A 23,217-nucleotide genomic window follows, 5' to 3' on the forward strand; every position below is an offset into this window, starting at 1 on the left:
ATTTTTCCTTGAATCGATATGTTTTTTATGTTTTATGGTGTGATGGGATCACCATCACAGGTCTTTTATTATATACCCTTTTATTGAATGAACGGTTTAATGGAAGCATGCTGGCTATTGTGATAAGTGCGGTTAGCGGCATGATATTTCTTGTAACAATGACCAAGTCACTTGGTTATTTTCCAAGGAAGGGTTTGCCTGAAATCTTTCGGATGTTTTTGCCGGCAGGAGCAAGAATATCATTATTAATATTCTTTTCAATTATGACTATAACAAAAGGATGCATCATGATAGGGTACGCATCAACCTTTTTTAATTTATATCTAACAGATGTAAACACAATTACTATTATGGTATTTATTTTTCTTGCAGTATCTTGGGGAGCTACAAGGTCAAGCAAAACAATTTTAAGTACGCTTGAGATCGTTCTTTTTATTTGCATTCCTTTAATGTACTATGCATTTACAAAAGCCATCTTTAGTCAAGGAATAGAGTGGAATTCCATTAAAGCAATGGCAGATTATGCATTCATTTGGCCGAAATGGGGAACGATTACGGCTGCAAATAGTGTTTTCTCCGGATTTGTTGGCTTAATCGTATTTAATCGAGTTGTTCCCAGCAAAATCAAATGGAAATACACTCCCATTGTCCTTATTGTTAATTTGCATATATTAGTCACTGGTTTGATTATTTCCATTGGAATTCATGGCACTTACGGGGTGGGGAATTATATAGCCCCCACGTATTCTGCATTAGATTCAATTGGTATGATGTCAGGGTTATTCTCACGTACGATTATGCCTTATTTTCTCATCGTCCTTTTTTTGCTCTTAGTGTATGCGTCTGTAACCATTCATGTTGGACTTGAGCTGTTGAAAGGATGCTTCTCTATGAAATTTCAAAATAATCTTCGAAAGGAACAACTATTATCTTGGGCAATTTGTTGCCTATTTACCATTGTTACAGTAATCTACTTCAGTACATTCACTTTAAAACAAATCATAAACCATACAGTCAATTGGCTAGAGTTGCGATTTTATACCGAATTTCTGATGGTCGCGCTTGTTGCGTTGTTTGCTGTAATGAAATGGAAGCGTAAAGTATGAGAAACATTATCCTATTGGTTCTCTGCTTTACAGTGGTTATACAATCGGGTTGTGCATTCAAGGATATCGACAAACGAATATTCGTAATCGCCATCGGAGTAGATCAATCAGATGATGTAAAAAATCCATATCGCGTGACATTGAAATTAGCTTTACCTGCTCAAAAATTTGATCCTTCTGTGAATAATATTCAAATTATAAGCGAAAATTCCGAAACGATATCAGGCGCGATCGGACGAATACGGTCAAAATCATCGAAAGATCTTAATTTTGGTCTTTTAGAAATATGTATTTTGGGTGAATCATTAGCCCATGAGAGTATCAACGAGCCACTTAATTGGCTGTCAAGAAGATTCGATATTCCGATGGAGGGGATGGTGGCATTAGGGAAGCCCAACGCGGAGACTGTTCTTAAAATGAAACCAAAATCAGAAAATTTTTCAGGTAATGCATTGTTATTAAGTCTGTCCGAATCGGGATCAATCTCATCGTTCACGGTTCCCGAACACCTTTATGATTTCTATCGTCGAACGACGGAAAAGGGCATGGACCCCTACTTGCCTATTATCGAGACCGAAAAAGAGGTATACAAAATTGATATGGTTGCTCTTTTAGACAAACATAAAATAAAAACGATTTTGACAACAGATGAAACGCGAGTCTTTAAAGAACTTCTTCATAGCTATCCTCATTTCGAAATCACCACAAAAATGGTAAGTCAACCTTTTGTCTTGGCAATTGAACAGTTGAAGAGACGTTATACGATTGATACAAACAATAAGAATAAACCAGTTATTCGTGTATCTATTCAAATGCGTGGAGTTGTAGAAGAATTCGTAAATCAGGTGTATGAAGAAAATTGGACTAAATTTGAAAAGCATGTTGAACAGGAAGAAAAGACGAAGATATCAAGTTTGCTGAAAAAGCTGCAAAAAAACGGGATAGATCCGTTCGGTTTTGGATTACTCTATAGAGCTACCCGGCATGAAGGGGATAAGGAATGGGAGCAATGGCAGTCTATTTATCCCGAAGCTGTTTTTGATGTAAATGTTAAAGTTTCTATACAGGGAACGGGAGCAATAAAATAACAAGGCACCGATATTTTACGCCTTATTCCATTGAAAGATCAAATATTAAAATTTTAAGGACCTTGACATGACACCATTTGGTGTCCTATAATCAATATGACACTAAATGGTGTCCAATTGGGTGCTGATGAAGTATAATTGGTCACACTACAGGTAATATTACGGAAAAGGTGGGGGTGGTTTTGAACGATAATAGTCAAGTGAGGGATGTATATGACGCTGTTGCAGATCCAACAAGGCGAAAATTACTTCAAATCCTGGCTGATGTTGATGAATTACCCCTACATGAAATCACGGTTCATTTTGATATGGGCCGTACAGCAGTATCTAAGCACTTGTCTATTCTTAAAGAGGCTGATCTTGTAGTTGCTCGAAAGGTTGGTAGAGAAACGAGGTATCGTTTGAATGCCAATCCATTGAAAGAAATTCGGGATTGGGTATCTTTTTACGAAGGCTTCTGGAAAGAAAGAATCGATAAACTAAAACTTTTATTGGAGGAAGAATAATGAAACCAGATGTATCCTTAGATTATCAATTTACAAGCTCCATCGAGAAGGTATGGAACGCTTTAACGGATTCAGATACACTAGCGAAATGGATTTGGAGCAATGACTTTAAACCAGTCGTAGGGCATAAATTTCAATTTCGTGCAGAGCCAAATGAATGGTGGGATGGTATTGTAGATTGCGAGGTTCTCATAGTAGATGAGCCACATACATTATCCTATACTTGGCATAGTGCCGGAGAAGGTACAACAGTTACTTGGACTTTGAGCAAAGAGGAAGATGGTAAGGTTCATCTGCATCTTGCTCAATCTGGATTTAGTGAGGAGACCAAAGCTCGCCAAGGCGCTATTGAAGGAGCTAAATATGCTTGGGCGAATATGGGCAGTCAGCTTGAAAAAGTATTAGCAGAACTGTAATTTCAAGAATAGGGCGCTTTTCTGAAAATGGAAAGTGCCCTTTTTAATGGAATAAATGATGGCAATACTAAATGAAGAGAATGGAGATGAGATGATACCACTATGAAAATCAACCGATTGATTGCGAACAATATTAATAAGTTAGATGCAGTACTTCCAGTTGACCAATCCCTAGGGATTGCTGGTTTATCCGGATCCGGTAAAACCACCTTTTGTCAAACCATCGGAGAAGAATCCAAGAAACGTCTCGTTTCTTTATTGCCAAAGGCAGAATATCAGTATTTATTCCCTAACATTATGGAGACTAATTTCAGTGCGATTCAGATGGAAGAAATGCCACTCGTACTTTTTCTAGGGAGATCATCTATTTCTTCCAATCCTCGTTCAACCATTGGCACACATACGGGCGTGTTCACAGAGATTCGAGTTGCGATTGCTGAACAATATAACCTATCGCCAGAGGTTTTTTCATTTAATAACGAATTAGGCTGGTGCCCAGATTGTAAAGGTCGCGGCACTACTAAAAATGTCGAATGTAAAAAGTGTAAGGGTAAGCGATATAATCACGAAGCTGAACAATACAAAATGGAGTTATTAGGTCAGGGCAAAAGTATCTCCGATATTAATGACTTAAGCATTGAAACCATTTTTTCTCTAGCAGAAGTTCTAAACATTAGTGAAGGTAAACAAAACATTCTAAAGAACATAATCCATATGAATATTGGTTATCTAACCTTAAATCGTATAATGGGTACCTTGTCAGGCGGAGAGTTAACACGACTTTACTTGGCAGAATTCATGGCAACCAGTGAAAATACAGTAATTATCATTGACGAAATCTCTGTGGGTCTGGATCACCAAACCCTTTTAAAAATATTAGAGCAGATAAAACAACTAGGATTTAAGAATCAAATTTGGCTTATTGATCATTCGGATACCGTATTAGACATAACGGACGAGCAATTGTTCTTTGGACCAGGAAGTGGTAAATACGGCGGAAAAATCGTTGAAGAATCGCCACGTCCGGCGCCCATCAATAGAGAAATAAATCAGACAGCTCCAACTGAATATTATCATTTTCATGATCTTTACTGTCGTAATATTCAAATCGCCGAAATTCAGATTCCCCGTAATAGACTTGTAACGTTCACTGGGGAATCTGGCTGCGGCAAATCTACATTGGTCAATGAGTGTATGTCCAAGGATTTTGTGAAGCGATATCCCAAGGATAAGCTGGTGATTGTGGGGCAGGATCGAAATCAATCGATTACCAGCCGGTCTACGGTTGCGACTTTTCTTGATATTAAGAGAAAGCTCACAAAATATAGCGAAGAGATTGATGATATTTTTCAGCGCTCAATTGAAGATATTATTGATGAACTGCCAAATGAAGACATCGCTCATAAACGTTTAAGTTTATTGATCAAGCTCGGGCTGGGTTATTTAACGTTGGAAAGAAAAACACAGTCTTTATCCACAGGTGAATTTCAATGTGTTCATTTAGTCTCCGAGCTATTTGCAGGTTCAAGAAACCCCAATACACTTTTCATTTTTGACGAGCCTTCCAAAGGGTTATCACAAAATATTCTAAATCAATTCATTGATAGCATTAGAGACATTCTTCAGGACGAATCCGTCTCCATAATGATGATTGAACATAACTCGTATATGCTGGAAAACTCTGATTTTATCGTTGATTTTGGTAAAAGACAGCTTGAACCTGTTGAGCATCTAGAAGTTGTCGGTCATCAAAAATATTATCTCGAGCAAAACAGTGAAGATCATGTCTCTCCATTGCAGATTTCTTCAACACTGCGCCAACAAAATGGCATTAACTATTTAAAAGAAAATCAAATTGCCTACTTTAAAAATGCGGAAAACGTTTATAAAGGTGGCATCTTAAAAAGCTTATCTTCTATGGCGCGTTTGATATATGGTGAATATGAATCAGATACCATTGCACCTGTCATCGCCATTGATCTGGAAAGACACCTATATAGTCAATATACTTTTCTATATGAAATTGGTGGCTTGATCAACCAAATTGTAACGGCACATCCGACCAATAAAGATACAAATAGCTTCGATTTCTATAATCAAGACAATCATTGTCCATGCTGCAAGGGACGTCGAGTCATTGAAAAATTTGATTTTGAAGTTGTTCTTCAGGATAAAAATGTGCCATTTTGGGATGGCTTATTACATCCAGATGCAATGGATATTCTGAAATTCTATCAATTCCCCAAAATAAAATTCATCTTTGAAGAGATTAAGAATGAACTCGGACATGATCTCAGCAAAAGTTATAATGAGATGACGGATGCAGAAAAGCATACTTTTTGGTACGGGTATTGGGAAAAGTCATTTTATGATAAAGCAAGCAAGGCAACAAGAACTTGGGAAGGCTTTAATTACATCATTGGGAACTACATGGTGATATCAAAAGCGATTATTAAAGAGCATATTAAACAATCCAAAATACTGATTACCTGTCCAATCTGTGAAGGAACCGTACTAAATCATCATAAGAAGCTAAAGTTTGGCGACACAGATATTCGTGAGATCATTGGACTACCTCTTGATCAAGTGATCAGTACCGTTGGCAAATTACCGGTGCTTGAAAAAATGAAAGCTATTGTCGGCGGTGATATGGTTCTAACAGTGGATGTCTCTCTATTGCCTAGGGAAATACAAGTTGCTCTAAAAATGCTTGAACTTGAAGTAGCGAGCTTTGCACACTATGAAATGGTATTGCAAAATGCACTGCCATTCTGGGGCGATATTAGCGGCAGTATTGAATCAATTAGCTTGAATAATCAGATTACGATTTGTGATTTTGAGAATATCACCGAAACCAGAGAATACATCATTGATAAGTTTTTCACGAATGGAAAATACAAAAAGCTGACCTATGTTTATGAAGCGTTTGGTTACAAAAAACTGGTCAGTCTAATTAATAAGATAAAAGCTAGTCAGCCATGTCCATTCTGTAAAGGAAAGAAAGTCATATCCGAAGATGGACTTCACGATGGCGTTTATAAGTTAACGATTCCATGTGTTAGTTGTTACGCAAGTGGCATTAATGATGAAGGGCGTAAAGAAATTGTCGAAGGCATTGACGTCCAGACTTGGCTTACAGGTAACGTTAGTGATGTCGTGACTGAAAGCTCAAATATTGATGCTGTAGCAGATATTCCAATTTTCAATCGTATTCGGGAGTTAAATAAACAAGAAATGATGGCCGTTTATCAATACCTTGAAAATAATTAGTTAACCTAATGAAACCGCGCTATGCGCGGTTTTTTATTATGTGGACACACTTTTGGGATAGCAAACGATGTGATATAACTCACAATTTAGACACATCTTATTAATAGGGATAGCTACATTGAGCTATAGGCATGCAACTTCCTTTTCTTTACAATTAGGCAAATGATAGATTAGAGAATGAATTGCTGATAGGGGGTGAACAATGGTTATACGCAAAAGTTTCTGTCACCTCAGAGTAATGCTAATGATATTCTTCAGCCTTTTCTTAATAATCACGGCCTACAGTGGGAGTGCCAGTGCAAATACTACTTCGAAAGCGATTCCACTCCAGCCGATTATTAATGCGGCCCAAATCGGAGATTCGATTACTTTAGCTCCAGGTACTTACCTGGGTCCGGTTCAAATTGATAAAAGGCTGACGATTAGCGGGGAAGGAAGGGCAACACTATTAAATTCATCTCCCGATGCTGAGGTTGCAGTTATGATTCAGGCTGATGGGGTAAAGCTTCAAGGACTTAATATACAGCAGCATAACGGGGGAGAAGCAGCAGCGATTCGGGTGGAAGCCGATCAGGTAACTTTGAAAGATTTAGTCATACATACATTTGGCTTTGGCATTATGCTACGTGAGGCTGATAGTGGAGTTATAGTAAACAATAAAATCCGTTGGTTTATACCTAAAGGTGCTGCTTCGGGAAAAAGAGGTAATGGCATCGATCTCTATAACTCTCATGGTTCAGATATCAGAGAGAATGAAATCTCTTATCTCCGAGATGGCATTTATTTAGAGAAGAGTCGCAATACAAAGGTTGATCACAATCGGCTCTATCATTTACGATACGGTGTTCACTGTATGTATATCAATGGATCATCTGTTACGAACAATATTGGAGAATACAACATTACTGGCGCGATGGTGATGGGAGTGAGCGACGTTATGGTATCAGGAAACTCTTTTCGAAAACAAAATCAGAATGTTCATTCTCAAGGAATCCTGCTCTTTGACGTTCGTACCTCTCAGATTGTAAATAACTTCGTGGAAGGAAATCGGGTAGGAATCTATATGCAACAATCCTCCGACAACACTCTCCAGAATAATATGGTGCTCCGAAATTATATTGGGATTCAATTTGAGGGTTCTGAAGGCAATCGCTTTCAGAAGAATGCTTTTATTGCCAATGTGATTGAAGCACAGGCAACGGATTCTAAGAATAATAAGATGACGAGAAATTTTTGGGATTCATTCGAAGGTCTGGATGTATCGGGTGATGGCATAAGTGATCTATCATATGCTATTAATCCATTTTATCAGCAATTAGTTACAGAAAATGCTGCTTATCAGCTCTTTTTTCAATCGCCGGGCATGACATTTTTAAGCGATCTGTATACAAATGATAAAGAACAATGGTCCACCGATCCAGAGCCGCTTATGCAATTGGATTCAGTTCATGCAGATGTTGGACAAGTTAGTGAGGGGCAAGGGTCGGTGATGGTAGCCGGTTGGCTGCTTTTGTTTTTCTCTGTGATCACAATACTATATATGGGGGTATTACGGTTATGAAAAAATGGAGTTTAATGCTGATGTTGATGGTGGGTTTGTTAATTCTAGCGGCTTGTGGTTCCAAGAAGTTTGAACCTTTGGCGATTAATGAAGAAGTTGATATTTGCGCGATTTGCAATATGCAGGTTAAGGACGATGCCTTTGCTACTCAGCTAACAACGAAAGACGGGAAGAATTATAAGTTTGATGATATTGGTTGTATGAATGAATGGAAGAACAAGAATGGAACCAAAAACATTGGAAAGGATTATGTCCGTGACTATAACGACAAAGAATGGGTAGAATTCAGTAAGGCCAGCTTTGTCTATGATGAGACACTACGCACACCTATGGCTTATGGAGTTATCAGCTTCAAGGATACTGCTTCTGCCGAAGCTTTTGTGAAGGAACAAGGTGTTGGCAGCGTTCTGTCAGCAAGTGATCTGTCCAAGCATGAATGGAAACAAAATACGGATATGATGCAAATGGATATGAATGGCGGAGAAGGTCATATGGACGAGCATAAGTCAGAGGAAATGGAAGGTATGACATCGGATAAAGAGATGGATATGTAATGGTTGATATCCTGCAAGTCGCACGCAGAGAGATTAAAATGGGGTTTCGAAATCCATGGGCTTATTCTTTTTTGGCATTATTTTGTGCGTTTAGTCTTGGCTTACTACTGATTAATGCACAAAATGAGATTCAAGGCTACACCGCAGTTACAGGTTCCATGCTAAGTCTGATTTTGTATCTACTGCCGCTTATGACATTATTTCTAGGCTCGTTTTCACTGACATCAGAAAAGGAAGAGGGTAGCTGGCAGCTTTTATCTACTTATCCAATAGGAACATTGTCATTTATTCTTGGCAAGTATGTGGGGCTGGCTGTCGTATTACTTACGGTTGTGGCTTTCGGCTATGGTTTAATGGGAATGATTAGTGGATTCTTGGGCATGGCCTATGATTCTACTACTTACTTTCTATTTTTGTTTTTTTCCGCAGGACTTGTTTTACTATTCTTGACCATCGCCTTGTTTATCGGTTCATTATCAAGAAACCGCTGGCAGGCGCTGACTGTTTCTGTTGCTGTGTGGTTTTTCACAGTAATAGGGTGGCCGACGTTTTTGATCGCCTTTTTAGGTTTAATGCCGTATCTCTGGATTAAGCCCTTGCTGGTCGTATTCACAATACTCAACCCAGCAGAGCTTGTTAGGTTATTCGTTGTAATTAAGCTGGGCGGAGGTTCAGTGCTGGGACCTGAATATTACCAATGGGTAGAATGGATAAATGGTTCGAAGGGTAGCTTGTTGTTTATGGGAGTCTGTCTAGTCTGGATGTTGAGCTCGATCCTGTTTGTATATTGGATATGGGAAAGGGGGCGCTCTCGTGGATAACCCCTTAGTGAATGTAAGAGGAATCTCTAAAGTTATTAAAAAGCAAACAATAGTTGAAGAGATTAGCTTTCAAATCCCCACTGGGAGCATACTTGCACTATGTGGCGGTAACGGGGCTGGCAAAAGTACCGTTTTGCGAATGGTTGCCGGTATTATTCAGCCTTCGGTGGGCGAAATCTCAGTGGGTGGTTTATACTGGCACAAATCACGCAAACAATTCTCGGAACAAATTGGTTATATGCCAGATGATTATCAATTCAATCAGGGGCTGTCGGCAGAGGAAGCTCTGACTTTTTGGGCCGCTCTCCGTAGGGTACCCAATCGCAAAGCGAGAGTAAACGAAGTCCTTGGCTTAGTAGGCCTACAGGATAAACGAAATCGTCTGGTCAACACCTTTTCAAAGGGAATGCGTCAGCGTATATTATTTGCTCAGGCATTGTTGGCCAAGCCTTCGTTGCTAATTATGGACGAACCCACAAACGGTCTTGACCCTTTTTGGATGAATGAATTCGTAGACCTACTCCAAAGAATCAAGGAAGAAGGGCATACCGTTATTTTCTCCACACACCAGTTAGAAATCGCTGATAAAATCGCTGATCAGATTGTCTTTTTAAGTCATGGAAGAAATGTTGGTTCAGGTCCGACCAAAGAATTTCATGCGAAATTTGGTTCTCTGTATACAGCCTTTAATCATAGTCTGGGTCTGAAATGAGCATGCGTCGAATCATTGCTTTGCTGGTGATCATCGCAGCTGTCACGACTGTTGTATGGGTATTTAGCCATAATGAAACAAGAGATTCATCTGAGAGGATTGCAGTGGGCTCTATCGCTCCCGAATTTGAAGCTACTACTATAGAAGGTAAAAAGGTTCGACTAAGCGATTTTCAGGGACAGATTGTGGTGCTTAACTTTTGGGCTTCCTGGTGCACGTCATGTGTGCGAGAAATGCCCCTTCTGAATGACATTCACAAATCCACTAGTTCTCAAATTGAAACCTTGTTTATTAATGTTGGTGAGTCTAAAGGGACTGTATCAGAATATCTTAAGAATCATAGTTTTTCTTTTCCAGTTGTCATCGATGTTACCGGAAAAATATCTACTTCATTCGGAGTTAGTGCGCTTCCTGCTACGTTTATTATAAACGGAAAGGGAAAGATCAAAGAGGCTATATTAGGCGAAATCACAGATTTCCCCTTAATGCAACTAATCAATTCATATACATATTCCGGTATACAGCTGGAGTGAGATTCTCGAACCGTTTGAATGTTTTAATAAAATAACCAGTATCACAAAACCCTAAATCATCGCTCACTTGATTAATAGGTGCGTCTGTGGTTTCCAGCAACTGCTTGGCCCATTCAATTTTGAGCCTGGCAACGAAGAGGGAGAAGTTCTCGCCTGTTTCTTTTGTAAATATGCGACTGAAATAACTGGGGCTGATATGACAAAGCTTGGCCATTTCTTTTAGGCTGAAATTTTCATTTTTGTGCGCATAGATGTAATCGAACGCAGGCTGAAGCACTGCATTTGAAGAGACGAACTTTTGTGCTCCATTTTTCAATTTGGTCTCAATAAGCGCTCCTGACAACTCTTGCTGCAGAGACTGAATTTTGCGATAAGTAAGGTCTGTCTCCTCGAAAGATTCTGCTGAAGCAGATATATCGATATCTGTGGTCAGTACTCTTTTGTACAAATCAACAGTAGTACGCTTTTGAATGGCTTCTTCCACGATGTAAGTACTTAACTGTAGAAGTAGGTCCACGCATTTGGTTACTTCATCGTAGGATAGGACAGGAAGTGCTTCGTAATCCTCTTTGAGCGCTTGAAACTTCATGTTCGACTCAACATTAGGCGGCCTAGATACTATCTGCTCCAGCTGCGACACATCAGGTTCACGAAGCTTAAGCTGTCCAGCCATAATTGCACCCAAATATTGATCGTCAATAATAATTGGAATCGCGATATCGATAATGTTGAAATGGCATAAATAAATATAAGGCTTGTTCTGGCGTACAGCTTCAATGCCGGCACGAGCATCACATTTTTGACAATAAGGAGAGAGATTAGAATCTTGGCGAACGCCTTGGCAGAAAGGCTGACAGAAGCTGTGCTTAGTCACGGGAACGCCTTTATAATCTACGGTAAGAATCGCCATTTTAGTCACGAGTGATAAAGAATCCTGCAGTTTCTCCCATTTCTTCAAATCAATTATTTCTTCTAAATTAAATCGAGATTTGGACATCACGATATTCTCCTAGGTAAGTTATAGAAACATATTGAACATTATAGCGAATTTTTGCGCAAAAGGACAAGATAATACAATTTCTTAATAAGAAGACAAAAAAACTCGATAAGAAAACGCTTTATTCTGATCTTATTGTTTCATGCATACCGAAATAGAGCAATCTATAATAATAACTATATACAACCTAGGAGGAATGAAAATGAGAAGAGCGTTTATCAGTCCGACGAAATATGTGCAAGGTGAGAATGAACTTTTGAATTTAGGCTATTTTGTAAAAACATTCGGTGATTCCGCACTGCTCATTGCACATCCAGATGATGTTACACGTGTGAAAGATAAATTGGAGTCAACTAAACAGAAATTTAATATAACGCTTGTTGAAAGTGGCTTCCATGGGGAATGCTCAAGACAAGAAGTTGCAAGATTACAGGCTCTGGCTAAGGAACATCAATGTGCATGTACGATTGGTTTGGGTGGAGGCAAGGCGATTGATACGGCAAAATGCGTAGCAGAAGGTGAAGCATTGATTATCGTTCCAACGATAGCAGCCACTGATGCACCAACAAGCCACTCCGCGGTACTCTATACCCCAGAAGGTGAGTTTGATGATTATGCTTATTTCAAACAAAGCCCAAGTGTAGTCATGATCGATACAACAGTCATTGCCAAAGCGCCAACAAGATTTCTTGTTGCAGGGATGGGTGATGCACTCTCCACTTATTTCGAAGCTAGAGCTACAGCAAATTCTTATTCCAATGTGAATGCGGGATTGCCTTGCGGGGTTCGTGAAGGTGTTTGTGGGGAAGCTAAAGGAACGATAACCGCACTAGGTCTTGCCAAACTGTGTTATGACACTTTACTTGAAAATGGGTTCAAGGCGAAGCAGGCCTGCGATCTGAATATCGTAACCCCAGCCTTGGAGAATATCATTGAAACGAATATTTTGTTATCGGGACTAGGCTTTGAAAGTGGAGGTTTGGCTGCGATTCATGCGATCCATAATGGTTTAACAGCTTTAGAAGGAACACATCATTATTATCATGGTGAGAAGGTAGCCTTCAGTACAATTGCTCAATTGGTGCTTGAAAATGCAGACCGTACCGAATTAAGAGAAGTATTGGATTTCTGCCTGTCTATTGGGCTTCCGGTGTGCTTAGCAGATATCGGAGTGGAGCAAGTAACTTACGAAGAACTTCTTGAGGTTGCTAAAAAAGCTTGTATTGCTGAGGAATCGATTCATTCGATGCCGTTCCCAATTACAGAAGAAGCCGTAGCATCGGCGATTATGGCTGCTGACCAATTAGGCCGTCAATACAAATTAAGTAAGGAGCTTTAAGATGAAGAAAATTATGAATAAGCCGGAAACGCTAGTCCGGGAAATGTGTAATGGACTTGTCTTAGCGCATCCTGAGCTGGATTTCAACGATAAATTCAAAGTGATTTCTAAAAAAGAGATCAACACCAATAAAGTTACACTAATAAGCGGCGGCGGAAGTGGGCATGAACCAGCCCATGCCGGGTTTGTAGGCAGCGGTATGCTGGATGCAGCCGTGTGCGGTGATGTGTTCGCTTCTCCATCCCAGATTCAGGTCTACCAAGCGATCCGTAGCTCTGCAAGTAAAAAGGGAACGCTGCTTATTATTAAGAACTACAGCGGTGACATCATGAACTTTAAAAATGCGGCTCATCTTGCAAGTGAAGATGGCATACAAGTGGAATATGTCAAAGTAGACGATGACATTGCCGTTGAAGATAGTCTCTATACCGTAGGGAAACGAGGGGTGGCCGGAACTGTTCTCGTTCATAAAGTAGCCGGGGCTGCGGCAGAAGCCGGACTGTCCCTGACGGAAGTAAAAGAAGAGGCGCAACATGCAATTGACCATGTTCGCACCATCGGCTTCGCCTTTACATCTTGCACCGTTCCTGCCAAAGGAACCCCGACGTTTCATATCGAAGAGGATGAGATGGAATACGGTGTTGGAATTCACGGTGAACCTGGAATTCGCAGAGAAAAAGCCGTGTCAGCGGATGAACTCGCGCAGCGAATGGTTACGTCCTTGCTGAGCAACTTGCAAATGAACGATGAGTCGCAGCACGAAGTTGCTGTTCTGATCAATGGATTTGGTGGAACACCATTGCAAGAGCTTTATTTGTTAAATAATTCTGTGATCCGTGAATTGACGGCGAAGAATAAGCAAGTATTTAAAGTATTTGTCGGCAACTATATGACCAGCATCGATATGGCTGGCGCATCAGTGTCGATTATGAAGTTGGATGAGACGCTGAAGAAATGGTTGTCTGCTCCGTGTGATACACCGGCATTGTCGGTTAAAGGTTCATTTGAGCCTGTAAAATATACGGAAGTCATCAAAGAAGAGAAAGCAGACAGCACAGTATCCTTCAAGAATAATACGGATGCTGAAGCAGCGATAATTAAGAACAACCAGTTTTCCTTACAAAATATCGTATTTTTGATCGATCAAATGAGTGAGGTCATTATCGAGAATGAGGTACCGTTCTGCGAGCTAGACGCCCACGCCGGAGATGGTGATTTTGGGATGAGCGTAGCCAAGGGCTTTAAGCAGTTGAAAGTAGAATGGGAAGATATTCTAGCTAATCATCACAGCGATATCGGTGACTTCCTTGATGCTTGTTCATTGATCATTATGGAGCATTGTGGAGGAGCTTCCGGGCCGATCTGGGGATCGGGCTTCCGCGCTGCGAGCAAGACTGCGCTGCAGAAGCAGGAGTTATCCATTCAGGAATTTGCCAATATGATGCAAGCGGTTGTCAAAGGAATTCAAGATACGGGCGAAAGGTCTTTCGGGAGAGGTGCTGTCGTTGGAGACAAGACTTTAATTGATGCGCTTGTACCTTTTGCGGATGCCTGGACACAAAGCGCAGAACAAGGCGAAGATATAAAGCTGGCAGCTATCAAAGCTGCTGAGGCGGCAGTTCTCGGTGCCCGGAAGACTTCCGATATCGTCGCCCGTATGGGAAGAGCAGGCACAGTAGGTGAACGCAGCATTGGTTATCCGGATGCAGGAGCTTACGCGCTTGGAGTTATTTTCACAGAGCTAGCTAAATCGATGAGATAAGAGATAATATAAACTGAATCCGGATCTGAATAATGCTCCGAAAGTTAAAAGCTGATTAACAGAAATCGACACCCCCTTATCCATTAGGATGAGGGGGTGTTTGTATTTGGAATCATACGCTAACACTCCTCATAAACTGTTCGTTGCAGTTTAGCTAATGTCTCGGATATAATAATCTAAATGATAATCGTTATCATTTAATACATGAATAAAGGTGATCTCCTCATGATAAAACACTACATTGGGGTTACAGCGTACTACAGATCTACTGAGGGTATGAATTAATGACAAGAAAATCAATTCATAACATCTATAACGGGTATTTCAATGCATTGTTTGAGACTCCGTCTATAAAGGACACCACAGAGCGAATGCATTTTTCACAACCTAGTGACCATGGATACGTCGATAGGGTTATCACATCTTCCGGGATCGAAATTGTAGATAGTGATTACCGTTTCACTGAGGATCGTTTAGTCCGAGTTCAATCCGAAGCAGCTATGATAGAGCTAAGCTTTTGTCTACAGGGCAGCGGAGAAGTTCATGTAACAGGCAATAGTCACGAGTTGGTGCCCGACAGTTGTTCATTGCAGCTCATGCGAGATTTCCAAGCCGAATTTCACTATCGCAGTGCTGAACCCATCCGTTTACTGTCCATTGGTGTACCGGTAACACTGTTCGATTCATGGATGGTAGAGCAAGGATCTCCACATACTTGCAGTTTATCCGGGCTGTTAGATGCACAATCTTTTCGTATGTTCCGTATGCCTATTCTTCCAGAAACCTCCCGATTATTGATTCAATTGAGAGATTGCCCATATCATATCTCAATGCGCAGGTTATACGCAGAGGGTAAGGCATTAGAACTCCTTTCCGCATATTTCGGCGCTTTTCTTTTTGAGCAGAAGCATACAAAACGTAGCTTGCATTTATCTCGCACTGACCGGGAAAGCATTCGGAGAGCCAGGGAAATCATACTCGAGCAAATGGCAAACCCTCCATCACTTATAGAGCTGTCCAAGCTGGCGGGTATTAACGAATACAAATTAAAAGTTGGTTTTAAGGAAGAGTACGGTACGACTGTATTTGCCTATTTACGGAACAAACGTTTAGAAAAAGCATGGGAAATCATGCGTTCCGGGGAGAGTAGTGTTAGTCAAACAGCGACGATGGTAGGTTACAATAACTTTAGTCATTTTGCGGAGGCGTTTCGGAAGCAGTATGGAATAAATCCTTCTGAAATAATAAAAAAACGTTAGACAACAAATAAATATCCGCCAAACCGTTATTCAATCCCTCTATCGGTAGTTTAGCCCTATCAGCAGAGTGTATGATCGGACTTGCTAGTAGTGAGAATGATTATCAATAGATTGGAGAGGGTTGGAAAAAATGTTCAGTTTAAAACGTATCTCTTTTGTCGGAATCGCCTTATTCATGATGGTGATGTTGTACGGATGTGGGAATTCAGGGCAGGAGGCTCAAGGGGATAACACCCCACCTGCGGTAAAATCTGAACCCGTCGCTACGAATTCCTCCGAAACACGTACCATTAAGGACGCCAAGGGAGATGTTGAAATACCGGTAAACCCGGTTAGAATTGCCGATGTATCTGGCTCAACTGAAGAACTTTTAGTGCTTGGATATAAACCTGTGATTACCGGGAATACAGACATGGCTAATTCACTGGAAATCACACCTATTCTAAAAAAAGAACTGCCTAATGTAACGCCCGTTGGATGGTTTCAAACGGAAGTTAACTTGGAAGCGATTAGTGCAGCAAGTCCTGACTTGATACTGGCAGGGCCTACGCAAGAGAAAATCTATGATCAACTAAATATGATTGCTCCAACAGTGAGGGTTCCTTATGGCTTTAATGCTTTTAGAGAGCGGTTTGCCTTTGTTGCAGAGGTACTTGATAAGAAAACAGAAATGGATGAGTGGCTGAAGGCCTATGATCAACGTGCTCAACAACTGCATGATCAAATCACAAAGATAACTAAAGAAGAAACGTTTGCGGTAATCGAAGCTACAGAGAAAGAAATCCGGATCTATTCCCGCACAGGTATTGCAGATATGATTTTTAATGATCTTGGATTACTCATCGCGCCAGGTACACCGGAACCAGACCCATGGGGAGGAAAAGTAACAAGTCTAGAAGCACTGTCTACCTTTAATCCAGACCACATCATTTTATTATCTGATAATGACCGGAATGTTCTAGACCAAAGTAAGGTCTGGAGCAGCCTAAAAGCTGTAAAATCGAAAAATATATATCGCATGACAAGCAGACAAAATTACAATGAAGCATTCTTTGCATTGGGGAAAGAGGCATTGCTGGAACAAATCGCTGAACAAATCAAGGAACATATCAACAAGTAAAGCTGTTCTGTTTAAAATTGTGTAGCTAAAAAACACTGATCCTAATCTGGATCAGTGTTTTTTTAGTTCGAGATTCTTCCAACTTTATGAATCTAATCAATACATTCAATTTTCCTATGTAGGTTTTTTCATGAAAATCAAAGAATTTGTATATGCTGCATTATTCGCTGTATGTCAGAACCTGGAATCTGATTGTCGTAAATTTGATTTTTGGTGTAATGTTGATTAATCTGATAGGTGCGCCTATCATGGCATTGATTACGAATACTTCCATTTGGGCTAGATTAACAAGTGTGGTGATCTTTCTTCCAGGTGATATCATTAAAGCGGTTATTGCAGCCATCATTGCGATATAGCTTAGAATAATCCGCAGGTTTTACATAATTATAAATCAAGAGGAGATTTGATAGGATTATGAATGGTAATTAACTGGATATGATGTAGAAAACAGCACCAAGTAAACAACAATAAATTTTTGAAAAGAAGAGGGAAGTTTTATGCAAAGGATTCAAAATTCTAAAATGTACTTTATATTTATTCACATATTTTTGTTGATCTTATTATGTACCTCAATGTATGCCTATTCTCCATGGATTCGTACTAAAGTGAAGGAAATTCTCGAGCCTGCGGACAAAGTCTATACCATTGCTCATCGTGGCGCTTCGGGATATGCTCCTGAGAATACTATACCTGCATTCGAACTAGCCATTGATATGGATACCGATTATATCGAGTTAGACATTCAGTTAACTAAGGATCGTGTTCCTGTTGTTATTCACGATGAAACTATTAATCGTACGACAAATGGAACGGGGTATGTTAAGAATTATACTTTAGAGCAGCTTTCGAAATTAGACGCTGGCTCTTGGTTTAACGAACAATATCCCATGTTTGCTAGGGAACAATATGCTGGATTACGTATTCCGACGTTAGAAGAGGTATTTGAAAGGTTTGGAAAAGAAGTGGACTATATGATTGAGATTAAAGATCCTGCTTTGTATCCGAATATCGAAACCATATTAAACGAACAAATTGAAAAATATAATCTGTCTGATCATGTTTCCGTACATTCATTTAGTGAGGCGAGTTTACGTAAGCTTCATTCGATTAACCCAGAGATCCCGCTTTATCAAATTGTTTGGTATAATATTCCGGTTTACAAAGTACCAGAGTCTTTTATCAATCGGGTGAAAACTTATGCAGTTGGTATTAGCCCTAACTTTCAAAGAATAAATTCCTCCTATGTCGCACAGGTGAAAAATTCGGGTCTAAAGGTATTTCCGTACACAGTGAATTATCAAGTGAATATGGACAAAGCCGTGGTTTGGGGCGTAGACGGGGTACATACCAACTTTCCTGACCGTTTTAATGAAGTGATTAAGAATAATAAGAAGTGAGGAAGTACGGAAACGGGAATTCAACTATCGGAAATTCATATGCCGAATACATCGATTTCAGAGACAGGATACCATGTTTTTGAATTTACGTCTTTAAAAAACACTTGAATAGTATAGGTGCCTTTTGTATTAAACGAATAAGTAAATTCGTTAGTTTTGAACCAAAAGTTTTCTTCACTTTTCTTAATTTGTTGATTATCGATAGTTTCTGTTTTATCTGCGGGATCAGTGATCGTAAGTTTTATATCTGAAATTTCTGTTTTTAAATGATCTACTTGTAATAAGGTTGAAAAGGCAAACCGTGAAGGGCTTTTTACCTTACCGAAAATCTCTCCATTGTTATCAAGCAATACCATGTTCACATTTGGCTTGTAGATTCGAACCGTTTTACTTGTTTCATCTAAAGCGATTAAAGCAAACAAATTTTTAGAGAGCTGTTCAACAGGTAAGAGGATGTCCCCCTCGGATATTACTGCTGCCTGTTTTTGTACCACATTATTGAAATATAATGAAACTTCTGATTGGTTCGATGCGGCATAAATCATTGTTCCCGGTAGAATCATTATGCAAAGTGCTAATATAGTCAGTTTAATTATTTTTCTCAATGAAATCTCCTCCTATATTTTTGTTATGTTAATTATACCCATAAGATGGAAGATAGTTTCTTTTATGCAATTAATAAAATAAAAAAAGGTCAGTAGAGGGGATTACCCTTTCCTGACCTTTTTGATGTTAAAATTAAGGAGCGATAGCAAGTAGAAGACTGCTTCCTTTGTTCACCCTAACTAGAACCCTCTCACACTGCTTGGGGGTACTTTTCTATGTTTTTTGAAAGTCCGGCTGAAATAGTAGATATCACTGAAGCCAGTTGTGGTAGCGATTTCAGAAATCGTTAACTGGGTATGCCTTAGCAAATAATCTGCACGGTCTAAACGGACAGCATTTATATATTCCGAAATCGTATGACCAGTTAATTCCTTGAAGAGACGACTGAAATGGAAGCGGCTTAGCCCTGTTAGAGCCGCAAGTTCGTCAACTTGAATGGGCTCCTGGTAATGGGTATCGATATAACGCAAAACAGGTGCGAAGCGTTCAACGGTTTGAATACGTCTTTCTTGCTCAGCCTGTGAGAGTACGGTGACGATATGTCTGCGCAATAGCAACGTTAGCAGGCGGTATAGCTCGGACTTCACGGCCAGCTCATATCCGAATTCGCGAAGTTCCAGTTCCCGAATAATCGCCAGCGCACAGTCTGTAATGTGCTGATCTCCCCGGATATGATTACGTAACAGCAGCTGGTTCTGCTGAATCGGGGCGATGAACTTGGTCTCGGCAGCGTCGCTTACCGCACTATGCAGCAAAGAAGTATCTGCAATGATCGCATAATACAATAAATCAGAAGAAGCGCTCACCCCATAATGCAGCTCGTTGCTGTTCACAGCAACTAAATCACCAGCCCGTACGTTGATCGGTGTTCGTCCGCATTCAAAAACAGCCTCACCGCTTTCGATAAACAGAAACTCAAGATGCTCATGCCAATGATGTGGGAACAACAAAACTCCCTCTTGGTTGAAGCGCTGGGTATGTACTTTAATCGGAAACTCGGGATCCGGCATGTCCATGGGTTCCTGTAGATGTTTATCATAGTCCAACATTTATTGACTGCACCTCCTATAGCACAATTGTACAAATGAAACCGCAAGGTTCTGCATGGTGTTTAGGGTTGAAATCATTATAATACGAATCATAACCTATGCAAAATAAAGGAGAGAGTATTTATGGATATGATCAAAATTGGCGTAATAGGAACCGGCTCTATCTCCAGCATGCACTTAAGTGCTTATCGGAATAATCCGCAGACAAACATATATGCGGTTTGTGACCTGAATGAAGAGCGTGCACGAGCTGTTGCTGCTGAGTATAACGTGGAGAACGTATACACGGATTATCGTGAATTGCTGGCTAATTCCGAAATAGATGCAGTCAGCATCTGCACATGGAACAACTCTCATGCTGAGATTAGCATCGCGGCACTTGAGGCAGGCAAACATGTACTTGTGGAAAAGCCCCTTTGCCGCACGGTTGAAGAAGCGCTTCAGGTTCAGCAGGCAGTGGAAAAGAGCGGTAAAATTTTGCAAGTAGGCTTTGTACGACGTTATGACTCTAATGCCCAGCTTCTTCAGACATTGGTGGAACAAGGAGAATTCGGTGAAATCTACTATGCGAAGGCAACGACGTTCCGGAGACTTGGTAATCCCGGCGGCTGGTTCAGTGATATTGAACGCTCCGGCGGCGGACCATTGATTGATATCGGCGTCCATGTGATCGATCTATGCTGGTATTTGATGGGCCGTCCGAATCCAGTATCAGTAAGCGCCAATACTTACCGGAAGCTCGGCAATCGTTCCAATATCAAGAACCTTTCTTTCTATAAAGCCGCTGATTACGACGCAGCGAACAATACGGTGGAAGATTTAGCAAATGCACTAATTCGTTTTGAGAATGGAGCTTCGCTGATGGTTGATGTTAGCTTTACATTGCATGCCAAAGAAGACGAGCGCTCGGTCCGCCTGTACGGTGACAAGGGTGGGTTTGAAATTGATCCTGAGATAGTCCTCGTCAAAGAACAGTCGGATACGATCGTCAATATCTATCCGCAGACCGATCATAAGGGGTTTGAGTTCAACAGTGCATTCCAGAATGAGATTAATCACTTTGCGAACAACATCAGCAACGGCTCTACACCGATTAGTCCTGTGCAGGACGGCGTTACAATCATGAAGATTCTCGGCGCGATCTATGAATCCGCTGCCAAAGGCGAAGAGGTGAAACTATGAAGCTAGGAATCAGTACCTACAGTTTGCATTCAGCTTTTTCAACGGGTGAGCTTACGCTTGAAGGAGTCATTGATACGATCGCCGATCTGGGCGCGGAGCATGCGGAGATTGTACCCTTGGGCATCAATTTGGTTGAGAATCCTGAGCTAATTGATCAGATTGTACGTACGGCAGCAGGTCGTGGACTAGAGTTGTCTAATTATGCTATCGGGGCGAATTTTGCCGGGCTGGAGACAGCGGAAAGACAGCGTGAAGTCGAACGGGTAAAGCGGGAAGTAGACGTCTGTGCGGCATTAGGCATTCAGCGGATGCGGCATGATGTAGCCTCGTCAAATGATCTATCAATTACGCACTTTTTGGAAGAGCTTCCACATTTAGCTGAAGCCTGTCGGGAAATTGCCGATTATGCCGCAGGTTTGGGCATCACGACCAGTGTGGAGAATCATGGATACTTTATTCAGCACAGCGATCGTGTACAGGCGTTGGTTCACGCAGTAGGAAGAGATAACTTCCGTACAACACTCGACATTGGTAACTTCCTGTGCGCAGATGAGAATCCGCTTATTGCTGTGACTAACAATATTAAGCTTGCTTCGATGGTACATTTCAAAGATTTTTATATTCGTCCGCAGGATCGCCAGCCTGGCGAAGGCTGGTTCCAGTCTACTGGTGGGAACTGGTTGAGGGGTGCCATCGTTGGTCAAGGAGACATCGATATGCCGAGTGTCATTCGAACCGTTAAAGAAAGTGGCTACGACGGATATATCTCTGTAGAATTTGAGGGAATGGAAGAGTGCCGTAAGGGGACAAGACTTGGGCTCCAATACATCAAGCGGGTTTGGAACCAAAACTAATTCATTTTAAAGGAGGATTATGGCATGGTTAAACCAATTATCACTAACAAAATCGGCGTTATCGTAGACAGTTTTCAGGTCGGAGTAAAAGAGGGGTTGCACAAGGCAAAAGAAGCAGGGGCTGATGGAGTTCAGATTTATGCAGTACAAGGTGAATTTGATCCCGCTAACCTTTCTCCTTCAGCCCGCCGTGAATGGAAGGAATACATCGCTTCACTGGGTCTCGAAATCTCTGCCCTCGTTGGAGATTTAGGCGGACATGGATTTCAGGACCCTGCACAGAACCGTGCCAAAATCGAAAAGTCCAAACGCATTATGGAGCTGGCCAAGGAGCTAGGTACAGATATCGTAACTACACATATCGGTATTGTTCCCTCTGACCACACCAGTAAAATTTATGAAACCATGCACATCGCCTGTGAGGAACTAAGCAGATACGCGCATGAGATGAATTCTTACTTTGCGATTGAGACTGGGCCAGAACCCGCTGCGCGTCTGAAGACGTTCCTCGACGGTTTGGGTTCCAAAGGGGTTTCTGTTAATTTTGACCCGGCCAACATGGTGATGGTGACTGGTGATGATCCCGTGCAAGGTGTTCATACACTAAAAGACTACATTGTACACACCCATGCTAAAGATGGTCTCAAACTTGCCGATATCGATCCGCGCGATGTTTACGGTCAATATGGTTATGAAGCACCCGCATTAGACCATGAGAAGATGGCTGAAATGGCCGAGACCGGCTCGGCGTTCCGTGAAGTTCCACTTGGAGCAGGTTCTGTCGACTGGAACAATTATCTGCAAGCGCTGAACGACATCGGTTATACAGGTTTCCTGACCATAGAACGGGAAGTTGGCACTAATCCAGAGGAAGATATCCGCCAGGCTGTGAATTTTTTAAAGGCTTTTCGGGTCTGAGCATGGTAGTAATAATGATTAAATAGTTCATCCAACCTTTGGGATAAAAGAGAAGCTGCCTTACAGGAGAACAGGCCTGTACGGTGGCTTTTTTTATTGCTACAAACAATTTTACATAGTTCAGGATAAGAATCTGATCCAATTGCTAATCTCATTTATTGCAACTT

General features: G+C 41.0%; 22 protein-coding genes. 19 read left to right on the forward strand and 3 right to left on the reverse strand.

Going from position 1 to position 23,217, the window contains the following annotated elements:
* Nucleotides 1–8 precede the first annotated feature (8 nt).
* The 10 genes from NSS87_RS15170 to NSS87_RS15215 all read left to right on the forward strand — a co-directional run bounded on the left by NSS87_RS15170 (nt 9) and on the right by NSS87_RS15215 (nt 10,567).
* Complete coding sequence (locus NSS87_RS15170) at nt 9–1,106, forward strand: hypothetical protein (RefSeq protein WP_339248259.1); 1,098 nt, start codon at nt 9–11, stop codon at nt 1,104–1,106.
* A complete protein-coding gene (locus tag NSS87_RS15175) occupies nt 1,103–2,194 on the forward strand; it encodes a Ger(x)C family spore germination protein (protein ID WP_339248262.1) in 1,092 nt (363 codons plus the stop codon). The genes NSS87_RS15170 and NSS87_RS15175 overlap by 4 nt, the downstream gene beginning before the upstream one ends.
* Before the next feature lie 182 nt (nt 2,195–2,376).
* Nucleotides 2,377–2,700 (forward strand): metalloregulator ArsR/SmtB family transcription factor, encoded by a 324-nt coding sequence (locus NSS87_RS15180; protein WP_042188252.1) that lies wholly within the window; start codon nt 2,377–2,379, stop codon nt 2,698–2,700.
* On the forward strand, nt 2,700–3,116 hold the full coding sequence (locus NSS87_RS15185; RefSeq protein ID WP_042188254.1) for an SRPBCC domain-containing protein: 417 nt from the start codon (nt 2,700–2,702) through the stop codon (nt 3,114–3,116). Before NSS87_RS15180 ends, NSS87_RS15185 begins: the two co-directional genes overlap by 1 nt.
* 102 nt (nt 3,117–3,218) lie before the next feature.
* Complete coding sequence (locus NSS87_RS15190) at nt 3,219–6,386, forward strand: ATP-binding cassette domain-containing protein (RefSeq protein ID WP_339248265.1); 3,168 nt, start codon at nt 3,219–3,221, stop codon at nt 6,384–6,386.
* A 202-nt stretch (nt 6,387–6,588) separates the two neighbouring features.
* Nucleotides 6,589–7,947: a NosD domain-containing protein gene (locus tag NSS87_RS15195; protein WP_339248268.1), complete on the forward strand. Its 1,359-nt coding sequence runs from the start codon at nt 6,589–6,591 to the stop codon at nt 7,945–7,947.
* The gene (locus NSS87_RS15200; protein ID WP_076286794.1) at nt 7,944–8,501 is read left to right on the forward strand and encodes a nitrous oxide reductase accessory protein NosL; all 558 of its coding nucleotides are present in this window, start codon (nt 7,944–7,946) and stop codon (nt 8,499–8,501) included. The genes NSS87_RS15195 and NSS87_RS15200 overlap by 4 nt, the downstream gene beginning before the upstream one ends.
* Complete coding sequence (locus NSS87_RS15205) at nt 8,501–9,322, forward strand: ABC transporter permease (RefSeq protein ID WP_149645613.1); 822 nt, start codon at nt 8,501–8,503, stop codon at nt 9,320–9,322. Before NSS87_RS15200 ends, NSS87_RS15205 begins: the two co-directional genes overlap by 1 nt.
* On the forward strand, nt 9,315–10,034 hold the full coding sequence (locus NSS87_RS15210; RefSeq protein WP_052404291.1) for an ABC transporter ATP-binding protein: 720 nt from the start codon (nt 9,315–9,317) through the stop codon (nt 10,032–10,034). The genes NSS87_RS15205 and NSS87_RS15210 overlap by 8 nt, the downstream gene beginning before the upstream one ends.
* The gene (locus tag NSS87_RS15215) at nt 10,031–10,567 is read left to right on the forward strand and encodes a redoxin domain-containing protein (protein ID WP_339248271.1); all 537 of its coding nucleotides are present in this window, start codon (nt 10,031–10,033) and stop codon (nt 10,565–10,567) included. The genes NSS87_RS15210 and NSS87_RS15215 overlap by 4 nt, the downstream gene beginning before the upstream one ends.
* Here the strand turns inward: NSS87_RS15215 and NSS87_RS15220 are convergent.
* Nucleotides 10,530–11,564: a PocR ligand-binding domain-containing protein gene (locus tag NSS87_RS15220; protein ID WP_076286791.1), complete on the reverse strand. Its 1,035-nt coding sequence runs from the start codon at nt 11,562–11,564 to the stop codon at nt 10,530–10,532. The two genes, NSS87_RS15215 and NSS87_RS15220, sit on opposite strands and share 38 nt — an antisense overlap.
* 202 nt (nt 11,565–11,766) lie before the next feature.
* Here NSS87_RS15220 and NSS87_RS15225 point away from each other — a divergent pair, with 202 nt between their 5' ends.
* The 6 genes from NSS87_RS15225 to NSS87_RS15250 all read left to right on the forward strand — a co-directional run bounded on the left by NSS87_RS15225 (nt 11,767) and on the right by NSS87_RS15250 (nt 18,441).
* Complete coding sequence (locus tag NSS87_RS15225) at nt 11,767–12,903, forward strand: glycerol dehydrogenase (protein WP_042188270.1); 1,137 nt, start codon at nt 11,767–11,769, stop codon at nt 12,901–12,903.
* Nucleotide 12,904: 1 nt separating this feature from the next.
* Complete coding sequence (dhaK, locus tag NSS87_RS15230; RefSeq protein WP_339248275.1) at nt 12,905–14,665, forward strand: dihydroxyacetone kinase subunit DhaK; 1,761 nt, start codon at nt 12,905–12,907, stop codon at nt 14,663–14,665.
* A 284-nt stretch (nt 14,666–14,949) separates the two neighbouring features.
* Nucleotides 14,950–15,924: an AraC family transcriptional regulator gene (locus NSS87_RS15235; protein WP_339248278.1), complete on the forward strand. Its 975-nt coding sequence runs from the start codon at nt 14,950–14,952 to the stop codon at nt 15,922–15,924.
* A gap of 130 nt (nt 15,925–16,054) precedes the next feature.
* Nucleotides 16,055–17,044 carry an ABC transporter substrate-binding protein gene (locus tag NSS87_RS15240; protein ID WP_339248281.1) on the forward strand — a complete coding sequence of 330 codons (990 nt, stop codon included), beginning with the start codon at nt 16,055–16,057 and terminating at the stop codon, nt 17,042–17,044.
* A gap of 152 nt (nt 17,045–17,196) precedes the next feature.
* On the forward strand, nt 17,197–17,400 hold the full coding sequence (locus NSS87_RS15245) for a biotin transporter BioY (RefSeq protein ID WP_339248284.1): 204 nt from the start codon (nt 17,197–17,199) through the stop codon (nt 17,398–17,400).
* A gap of 141 nt (nt 17,401–17,541) precedes the next feature.
* Complete coding sequence (locus NSS87_RS15250) at nt 17,542–18,441, forward strand: glycerophosphodiester phosphodiesterase (protein WP_339248287.1); 900 nt, start codon at nt 17,542–17,544, stop codon at nt 18,439–18,441.
* 35 nt (nt 18,442–18,476) lie between these two features.
* Here NSS87_RS15250 and NSS87_RS15255 read toward each other — a convergent pair whose 3' ends face one another.
* Complete coding sequence (locus NSS87_RS15255) at nt 18,477–19,046, reverse strand: hypothetical protein (protein ID WP_076286786.1); 570 nt, start codon at nt 19,044–19,046, stop codon at nt 18,477–18,479.
* 180 nt (nt 19,047–19,226) lie between these two features.
* Nucleotides 19,227–20,096, reverse strand: a complete 870-nt coding sequence (locus NSS87_RS15260) for an AraC family transcriptional regulator (protein ID WP_042188277.1) — start codon at nt 20,094–20,096, stop codon at nt 19,227–19,229.
* 123 nt (nt 20,097–20,219) lie between these two features.
* Between NSS87_RS15260 and NSS87_RS15265 the strand changes: the two genes are divergently transcribed.
* From NSS87_RS15265 to NSS87_RS15275, 3 genes are read left to right on the forward strand one after another with little or no spacing between them, the layout of a single operon-like run.
* Nucleotides 20,220–21,278: a Gfo/Idh/MocA family oxidoreductase gene (locus tag NSS87_RS15265; protein WP_339248290.1), complete on the forward strand. Its 1,059-nt coding sequence runs from the start codon at nt 20,220–20,222 to the stop codon at nt 21,276–21,278.
* The gene (locus tag NSS87_RS15270; protein ID WP_339248293.1) at nt 21,275–22,132 is read left to right on the forward strand and encodes a sugar phosphate isomerase/epimerase family protein; all 858 of its coding nucleotides are present in this window, start codon (nt 21,275–21,277) and stop codon (nt 22,130–22,132) included. The genes NSS87_RS15265 and NSS87_RS15270 overlap by 4 nt, the downstream gene beginning before the upstream one ends.
* A 24-nt stretch (nt 22,133–22,156) precedes the next feature.
* On the forward strand, nt 22,157–23,050 hold the full coding sequence (locus tag NSS87_RS15275) for a sugar phosphate isomerase/epimerase family protein (RefSeq protein ID WP_339248296.1): 894 nt from the start codon (nt 22,157–22,159) through the stop codon (nt 23,048–23,050).
* Nucleotides 23,051–23,217: the final 167 nt, after the last annotated feature.

Source organism: Paenibacillus sp. FSL F4-0243 (assembly GCF_037963295.1).
Taxonomy (GTDB): Bacteria; Bacillota; Bacilli; order Paenibacillales; family Paenibacillaceae; genus Paenibacillus_AQ.